Annotated in this window: 8 protein-coding genes; all 8 read left to right on the top strand. The window is 45.0% G+C overall.

What is annotated here, in order from left to right:
* The first annotated feature begins 4 nt into the window (after positions 1-4).
* The 8 genes from CSX02_RS13345 to CSX02_RS13380 all read left to right on the top strand — a co-directional run bounded on the left by CSX02_RS13345 (position 5) and on the right by CSX02_RS13380 (position 8,205).
* Positions 5-892 (top strand): YitT family protein, encoded by an 888-nt coding sequence (locus tag CSX02_RS13345; protein WP_330399616.1) that lies wholly within the window; start codon positions 5-7, stop codon positions 890-892.
* 139 nt (positions 893-1,031) lie between these two features.
* Positions 1,032-2,117 (top strand): PucR family transcriptional regulator, encoded by a 1,086-nt coding sequence (locus CSX02_RS13350; protein WP_099387039.1) that lies wholly within the window; start codon positions 1,032-1,034, stop codon positions 2,115-2,117.
* 25 nt (positions 2,118-2,142) lie between these two features.
* Positions 2,143-2,826 carry a cell division ATP-binding protein FtsE gene (gene ftsE / locus CSX02_RS13355; RefSeq protein WP_031544485.1) on the top strand — a complete coding sequence of 228 codons (684 nt, stop codon included), beginning with the start codon at positions 2,143-2,145 and terminating at the stop codon, positions 2,824-2,826.
* Positions 2,816-3,724, top strand: coding sequence for a permease-like cell division protein FtsX (gene ftsX / locus CSX02_RS13360; protein WP_031544486.1), 909 nt, complete (start codon positions 2,816-2,818; stop codon positions 3,722-3,724). Before ftsE ends, ftsX begins: the two co-directional genes overlap by 11 nt.
* 46 nt (positions 3,725-3,770) lie before the next feature.
* The gene (locus tag CSX02_RS13365) at positions 3,771-5,102 is read left to right on the top strand and encodes a S41 family peptidase (protein WP_099387040.1); all 1,332 of its coding nucleotides are present in this window, start codon (positions 3,771-3,773) and stop codon (positions 5,100-5,102) included.
* 68 nt (positions 5,103-5,170) lie between these two features.
* Positions 5,171-6,311, top strand: a protein-coding gene (gene prfB / locus CSX02_RS13370; protein ID WP_099387041.1) for a peptide chain release factor 2 whose coding sequence is annotated in 2 segments (ribosomal slippage) — positions 5,171-5,245 and positions 5,247-6,311 — 1,140 coding nt in all. Because the reading frame shifts where the segments join, the coding sequence is not laid out codon by codon here.
* A gap of 227 nt (positions 6,312-6,538) precedes the next feature.
* Complete coding sequence (locus CSX02_RS13375) at positions 6,539-7,003, top strand: ACT domain-containing protein (protein WP_051637957.1); 465 nt, start codon at positions 6,539-6,541, stop codon at positions 7,001-7,003.
* Positions 7,004-7,011: 8 nt separating this feature from the next.
* Entirely contained in the window at positions 7,012-8,205 is a 1,194-nt protein-coding gene (locus CSX02_RS13380) for a homoserine dehydrogenase (RefSeq protein WP_099387042.1), read from the top strand.
* The last annotated feature ends 332 nt before the right edge of the window (positions 8,206-8,537 follow it).

Consider the following 8,537-nt stretch of genomic DNA (forward strand, 5'->3'; position numbering starts at 1 on the left):
AAGTGTGATTAAAAAAAGACATATCTGGCAGTTCCTGCTGATTTTTATCGGCACAGGAATTATGGCATTCGGAATCCAGACCATTTATGATCCGGCCAATCTGGTAACAGGAGGATTCTCAGGTCTTGCCATTGTCATTAAATATGTGACGGGGCCATTGCTGAAGGATTGTCCGGTTGCGATGTTCCAAAACGGTATACCGCTTTGGTTTACGAACTTCGCACTCAACATTCCGGTCTTTATTGTGGCCTATTTTGTACTCGGAAAGCGTTTTATCGGAAGAACCTTATTCGGCACATTGATGTTGTCGGCATGGCTGTATATCATCCCGGTCTATGACATCCCGCAAAACGATTTATTGATTGCCGCCGTATTCGGTGGTGTCTTCTCGGGAGGCGGAATCGGACTGGTGCTTCGTGCGAATGCGACGACAGGTGGTACGGATATGGTATCCGCAATCATCCACCGCAAATTTATCCGCCATTATAATGTGGCAGAAATCATGCAGATTATCGACGGTATCGTTGTGATCATCGGTCTGCTGGTATTCGGTATCCGGCCGACATTGTATGCGGTAATCGCAATTTTTGTTACGACAAAGACCTCAGATTTGATTCTCGAAGGTTTCAAATTTTCGAGAGGGGCATTTATTATTTCCGATCACTATGAAGAAATTTCACAAATGATCTTCCGCGATCTGGATCGTGGTATTACCGGAATCCATGCAAAGGGAATGTATACCGATAGTGAGAAATGCATGCTCTATTGTGTCGTAGCCAAAAAAGAGATTCCGACATTAAAAGAGATTGTTGCTGAAGTGGACAAGGATGCATTTGTGATTGTATCCGATGTTCGCGAAGTTTTAGGTGAGGGATTTCAGGACCATCAGTAAAATTAGACAAGTTTTAGAAAATATGGAAGAGAAAATGCGTGAAAAATGTACATTTGCTCTTCCATTTTTTGTGTTTTTGCATTAAAATGAGTTAAGGTATTTATGCAATATGCAAATACTAGTGAAAAGGAGAGGGATTATGATTTCCAATCAGATACTTCAAAATACGATTGATGGACTCAAAAACATTTCAAAAACAGACTTATGCGTAACTGATCCGGAAGGAAAGGTGATGGCTTCCACATTTCTTGATGCGGAAAAGTATGGAGATACGGTTAAATCATTTGCTGCATCGGAGGCAGACTCGCAGGTGGTAAATGGATGCCAGTTCATGAAAGTGTTTGATGAACGGCAGGTGGAATATATTATTATTGCTGTCGGTGATACCGACGATGCAATGCTTGGCAGAATCGCCGCATTCCAGATTCAGAACCTTCTTGTTGCATACAAAGAGCGTTTTGACAAAGATAATTTCATCAAGAATCTGTTGCTGGACAATTTATTGCTGGTTGATATCTATAATCGCGCGAAGAAGCTTCATATCGAGATTGAGCAGCGCCGTGTGGTTTATATTGTTGAGACCAATCATGACCGTGAAGATAATGAATTAGAGCGTATCCGCAGTCTTTTCACCGGAAAACAGAAAGACTTTGTCACCGCGGTGGATGAGAAGAATGTCATCGTGGTAAAAGAAGTTGCGGACAATGAAGCGCAGGCAGATCTGGTTAAGACAGCAGAATCCATTATGAATCTGTTTAAGGGCGATGCAAAGACCCATGCGCATGTATCATTCGGTACCATCGTCAATGAATTAAAAGATGTTTCCCGCTCATACAAGGAAGCACGCATGGCACTCGATGTCGGCAAGATTTTCTTCGAAGAGCAGGATATCATTCCATATTCCGAACTCGGCATCGGCCGTTTGATTTATCAGCTTCCGATTCCGCTGTGCAAGATGTTCATCAGCGAAATTTTTGATGGCAAATCACCGGATGAGTTCGATGAAGAAATGCTTACCACCATCAACAAATTCTTCGAGAACAGCCTGAATGTATCCGAGACATCACGTCAGCTTTACATTCACCGCAATACTCTGGTTTATCGTCTCGACAAGCTGCAAAAGAGCACGGGACTGGACCTGCGTGTTTTTGAGGATGCGATTACATTCAAGATTGCTTTGATGGTTGTCAAATATATGAAATATATGGAAACCTTAGATTATTAAAGGACAAAAGTTAGGAGAACAGATTTTGATTACTCTTGAACATGTCAGCAAGGCATATACAGCCGGTATTCCGGCGCTGAACGATGTCAGCCTGCATATCGACAAAGGCGAATTCGTCTTTATCGTGGGCGACAGTGGATCAGGAAAATCTACATTGATCAAGCTCCTGCTCAAGGAGCTTGATCCGACAGAAGGAGTCATTACGGTCAACGGCCGCAATGTGAACAAAATACGAAGACGACAAATCCCGAAATTCCGCCGCAAAATCGGTGTGGTATTTCAGGATTATCGTTTGTTAAAGGATAGAAATGTTTATGATAATGTCGCCTTTGCACAAAAAGTCATCGGTGAATCCAATAAACATATCAAAAAGCGTGTACCGGTCATGCTTTCCATGGTTGGTCTCGCTCCGAAATACAAATCATTCCCGGACCAGATGTCCGGTGGAGAGCAGCAGCGCGTCGCGATTGCAAGGGCATTGATTAATGAACCGGAGATTTTGCTTGCAGATGAGCCTACGGGAAATCTGGACAATAACAATACATGGGAAATCATGAAACTCCTCGAAGAAATCAATAACCGCGGCACCACCGTAGTTGTGGTTACGCACAACCTTGAGATCGTAAAAGTGATGAAAAAGCGTGTCATTACCATTAAGAGAGGAACGATTGTCTCTGACACTCGTATGGGTGATGAAAATGCGAATTAGTACATTTTGGTTTACCGTCAAACAAGGAATCAAGAATATTTTCCGAAATAAAATGTTTTCCCTGGCGTCTGTGGCAACAATGGGCGCCTGTATCTTTATGTTCGGTCTGTTCTTTGCAGTGGTTACAAACTTTAACTCCATGTTAAAGGAAGCTGAAAAAGGTGTGGCTGTTGCAGTATATTTCAACAAAGATATCACGAATGAGCAGATCAATACCATCGGTAATGATATCAAAAAGAGACCTGAGGTCTCCAAAGTGGAATACATTTCGGCAGATGACGCATGGGAATATGTCAAAGAGAATTATTTCGAAGGACGCAAAGAGCTCATCGCAGCATTTGAGGGAGACAATCCGGTTGCAAATTCCATGCATTACGAAATCTATCTGAATGATGTGGAGATGCAGGATGCACTTGTCACCTACATCCAAAACATGGATGGCGTGCGCAATGTCAAAAAATCCGAGCAGGTAGCCAATACTTTGGCGGAATTCAACCGCCTGGCGACCTATATCTCCGGAGCCATTATTTTTATATTGCTTGCGGTATCAATCTTTTTGATCAGCAATACGGTTACGGTCGGAATCTCAGTGAGACGCGAAGAAATCGGGATTATGAAACTGATTGGTGCGACCGATTATCTGGTGCGTGCACCATTCATTTTCGAAGGAATGATCATTGGACTGATCGGAGCGGCAATTCCGCTTGTATTGATTTATTTCCTCTATGACTGGATTATCGCTTTTGTGGCATCCAAATTCAATTTCATCGGTGCAATGCTGAATTTCATTCCAACCACACAGCTGTTTGGTCAGCTGATTCCGATTTCACTGATTATGGGTGTTGGAATCGGTCTGGTCGGAAGTTATTTTACCGTACGCAAACACCTTCGTGTATAGCGAGACTTGAATATCTATTATAGTATTATTGTAGGAAGTGAATATCGTGGATCAGAATCATATCGATCAGAATACTACTGATCAGAATATTACAGATCAAAATATTACAGAACAAAATATTACAGAACAAAAACCGAAGCGCACTTTTGCAAAAGGAATGGGGCTTGGCGCAATCATCGGAGCCGTATCATCTCTTGTCATTGCAGCCGTGGCAATCGTGATTTATGTCAAGGTGACACACAGCTATATCGCAATCGGCGTGGGAGACCTGAGTGTTGTCCAAAATAAGGACGAACAAGGTCTGATTGATGAAAAAACTGCTTTTAAAATCAGCGAAATATCAAGCTATATTGACCTGTATTATACAGGTGAATATACGGCGGATCAGGAGCGTGACGGCATGCTGCATGGTCTGGTAAACTCCCTTGGCGATCCGTATGCCGCATATTTTAATGAGACCGAATACAAAGACTTTATGGTCAGCAATACCGGAGAATATGCCGGAATCGGTGCGACACTCTCTCAGGACAAAGAAACCAAGGAAGTGACCATTGTAAAAGTATATGAGGGAACCCCTGCGGAAGAAGCGGGACTGAAAGCCGGAGATCAGATTGTGACAGTCGGAGAGATTGATTCGACGACCAAGGAACTTTCCGATCTGGTTTCACAGATTCGTGGCGAAGAGGGAACCAAGGTGACATTGACCGTCTATCGCAAGAGTGACGATTCAACTTTTACCATTGAAGTTGAGCGAAAGAATATTGTCCTGCCGAGTGTGGAATACAGCATGCTCGACAACAAAATCGGCTATATCCAGATTTCACAGTTCCAGTCGGACACTGACGAACAGTTTGACAAAGCACTCGAAGATCTTGAGAAGCAGGGAATGGAAAAAATGATTATCGATTTGCGCGATAATCCGGGTGGACTGCTGGATTCGGTAGTCAACATCTGTGACCGCATCCTTCCGGAAGGCACCATCGTATATACAGAAGACAAGATGGGCAAAAAAGTAACCTATTCTTCCGACAAGAAATGTATCGATTATCCGATGGTGGTACTGGTGAATGGCAATTCTGCCAGTGCATCCGAGATTTTTGCGGGTGCAATCAAGGATTATGAGTATGGCACTCTGATTGGTACCAAGACATTCGGAAAAGGAATTGTGCAGTCCATCTTTAATCTGAGCAATGGTGACGGACTTAAGATTACCACTGCCAATTATTTTACACCGAAGGGCAATTTTATTCACAAGGTAGGAATTGAACCGGATATCGAATTGGAATACAAGTTCCTGGGCAAAGAGGGAGATGCCTATGACAAGACCCTTGACAATCAGCTGATTCGTGCGCAGGAATATTTAACAAAAGGCAAATAACTTGGGATGGTCGGCACTGGTCGGCCATCTTTCATGTCAAATACACAAAAAGGAAAGAGGTGATCCTGTTGGTAGAACTTGATGCATTCAAGACTGAGCTGCAAAGCTACAAAAATCCATTACAGGAAGTGAGGGATTCACTTTGACCTCCTGAACAAGGAGCAAAAAATACAGGAGCTTGAGCGCGAAATGGAAGCGCCGGACTTCTGGGATGATCCTGAGAAATCTCAGGCAAAGATGAAACAGTTAAAAAGCATGAAGGATGACATGGAGACATATCGCCGTCTCGAGGAGGCCTACAGCGATATTGAAACCATGATTGAAATGGGATATGAGGAAAATGATGCCTCACTGATTCCGGAAATTCAGGAGATGATGGACGAATTTAAGCAGGTCTATGAAGAGATTCATATGAAGACTCTGCTTTCGGGCGAATACGACCGCAATGATGCCATCGTATCGTTACATGCCGGAGCCGGCGGAACGGAATCCTGTGACTGGGCGCAGATGCTGTTCCGTATGTTTTCACGCTGGTGTGACAAAAAAGGATTTGCATTGGAAGTCCTTGATTCACTTGACGGTGATGAAGCAGGAATCAAATCCATCACATTTGAAGTGCGCGGAGAAAATGCATATGGCTATCTGAAATCCGAAAAGGGTGTACACCGCCTTGTCCGTATTTCTCCGTTCAATGCAAACGGCAAACGCCAGACTTCGTTTGTCTCCTGCGATGTGATGCCGGATATCGAGGACGATATCGACATCGAGATCAAAGACGAAGACATTCGTATCGACACCTACCGCTCAAGCGGTGCAGGTGGACAGCATATCAACAAGACTTCTTCGGCAATCCGAATCACGCATTTCCCAACCGGGATTGTGGTTACCTGTCAGAACGAGCGCTCACAGCATATGAACAAGGACAAAGCAATGCAGATGTTAAAAGCAAAGCTGTATATGCTCAAGCAGGAGGAGCAGGCGGCAAAAGCTGCAGGTATCCGTGGCGAAGTGACCGAAATCGGCTGGGGAAACCAGATCCGTTCTTATGTCATGCAGCCGTATACGATGGTCAAAGACCGCCGTACAGGTGTTGAATCGGGCAATGTGGACGCAGTGATGGACGGCGATCTCGATCCGTTTATCAACGGTTATCTGAAATGGTTGTCACTGGGCTGTCCGGAAGGCCTTGGCGGAAATGAGGATGACTAATCCGTTGTCAAGACTCGCTCGCGAGTCTTGCGCGCCGGATTCGGGTCTGCTTCAGCAGACAAATTCCTGTCCGAATCCGTGCGCATCCTCGCGGAGCGTTTAACTCAGTCGGAGCTTGTACCCCGACTGAGTTAAAAAAACTTTCACAACAATCCGAAAAAAGGGGAGCAGAATCTAGTTAAAACTTCCACTTGATAGAGTGGGCTAACTATGTTAAAGTATTCCACATGAAGACAAATGTAAGCGACAGAACGACAAAAGAGAATTTATATGTATTGCGTGAACATGCAGTGCCGGAAGTCCTGATCAAGGTTGCAGAAGCCAACCGCCTTTTGGAATCAGGCAAAGCGGAGTCTGTTCAGGAAGCGACAGAGGCGGTTGGAATCAGCCGCAGTTCATATTATAAATACAAAGATGATATCTCTTTGTTTCATGAAAATTCCAGAGGACGCACAGCCAATATGGTCATGCAGCTTGATGATGAGCGCGGCATGCTCTCAAGTGTATTGCGCACCATCAGTGACTCGAATGTGAACATTTTGACCATTCAGCAGTCCGTGCCTGTTCATGGAATCGCATCGTTGATTCTATCGCTGGATGTGACACAGGACTCTGTCTCGCCGGATGAATTGGCATCCCGCATCGAGCAACTCGATGGAGTTCATTATGTAAAAGTACTAGCTAAGGAGTAAGACGCGAAATGAAGATTGCAGTGATGGGTTACGGAACCATCGGTTCCGGTGTTGTAGATGTTTTGAAAATCAACCATGACAAGATTGCAAAGGCAGCAGGTGAAGAAGTATCCGTAAAATATATTCTCGACTTGCGTGACTTTCCGGGCGATCCAATGGAAAAATGTGTCATTCATGATTACCAGACAATCGTGAATGATCCGGAAGTCGGGGTAGTTGTCGAGACCATGGGTGGCGTAGAGCCTGCATATACATTTGTAAAAGCAATGCTCGAAGCCGGCAAGCAGGTCGCAACTTCCAACAAGAATCTCGTGGCAGCCAAAGGCGCCGAACTGATTCGCATTGCAAGAGAACATGGCGTCAACTTCCAGTTTGAAGCATCGGTTGGAGGCGGTATTCCGATTATCCGACCACTCAATAAATGTCTGACTGCAGACGAGATCGAAGAAATCACAGGTATCTTGAACGGCACGACCAATTATATGCTGACCAAGATGACCGATGAAGGTGCAGACTTTGATGCAGTATTAAAGGATGCGCAAAACAAAGGATATGCTGAGAAAGATCCTACCGCAGATATCGAAGGTCACGACCCGTGTCGTAAGATTGCAATCCTGACTTCCATGGTATGTGGCAAGCAGGTCGATTTTGAAGAGATTCACTGTGAGGGCATCACAAAGATCACTCCGGAAGATATCGCATATGCAAAGGCAATGAATCGCACCATCAAGTTGCTTGCATCCAGCAAGAAAGTAGGCAATAGCTACAGCTGTATGGTTGCACCGTATCTGCTTCCGGCAGAGCATCCGCTTTGCGGAGTCAACGGTGTTTTCAATGGCATTTTCGTACATGGCAATGTCCTTGGCGATGCAATGTTCTACGGTAGTGGCGCAGGCAAGCTTCCGACAGCAAGCGCAGTTGTCGCTGATGTCGTGGATATGGTCAAGCATACCAATCGGCATATTGTAATCGACTGGAGCGAAGAAAAGATGCAAATCGTCGATTACAAGGACAGCAGAAATGCATTCTTCGTGCGCACGACATCTGATTTGGCGGATGCAAAGCGCGCCTTTGGAAGCATTGAGGAGGTTCCGTCACTGGTAGACGGCGAAGTCGCATTTACCGTAGGACCACTCTCCGAAGAAGATTTCGCAGCTGCTGCGGAGCACATCCATGTAGTCAACCGCATTCGTCTCGGATAATTTCACACAAACCACCAGGCCGGCCGCTTATGCGACCGGCTTTTTTGCATTCCTTCCCACGCCCATTTCTGTGCATTCCGCCGTCTCCAGCTCCGCCACCCTCTGCCATGCCTCACACACGGCATTTCGGAAGCAAGATTCTCAGCAAAGCCGCACACTGCTTCTTTGATTGAGGTTGTTCTTTCAACTATTTGCACTTCTCCTGCACGGTCTTTTCGTCGCAAACACCTTGAAGTGTTTCAAATCGCTTTCCTGTCCATATAGACCGGTATGGAACACTGTCCACTTGCTAAGTAAAACAACGAAGCCGCTTTTGAGTACTCGATACCGCC

The organism is Agathobacter ruminis, from assembly GCF_002735305.1.
Classification (GTDB): domain Bacteria; phylum Bacillota; class Clostridia; order Lachnospirales; family Lachnospiraceae; genus Roseburia; species Roseburia ruminis.

Bases quoted from the DNA above. Each gene is read 5' to 3' on its own strand.
- CSX02_RS13350 (WP_099387039.1), top strand. From the start codon at position 1,032: ATGATTTCCAATCAGATACTTCAAAATACGATTGATGGACTCAAAAAC.
- ftsX (WP_031544486.1), top strand. From the start codon at position 2,816: ATGCGAATTAGTACATTTTGGTTTACCGTCAAACAAGGAATCAAGAAT.
- CSX02_RS13375 (WP_051637957.1), top strand. From the start codon at position 6,539: ATGAAGACAAATGTAAGCGACAGAACGACAAAAGAGAATTTATATGTA.
- CSX02_RS13380 (WP_099387042.1), top strand. From the start codon at position 7,012: ATGAAGATTGCAGTGATGGGTTACGGAACCATCGGTTCCGGTGTTGTA.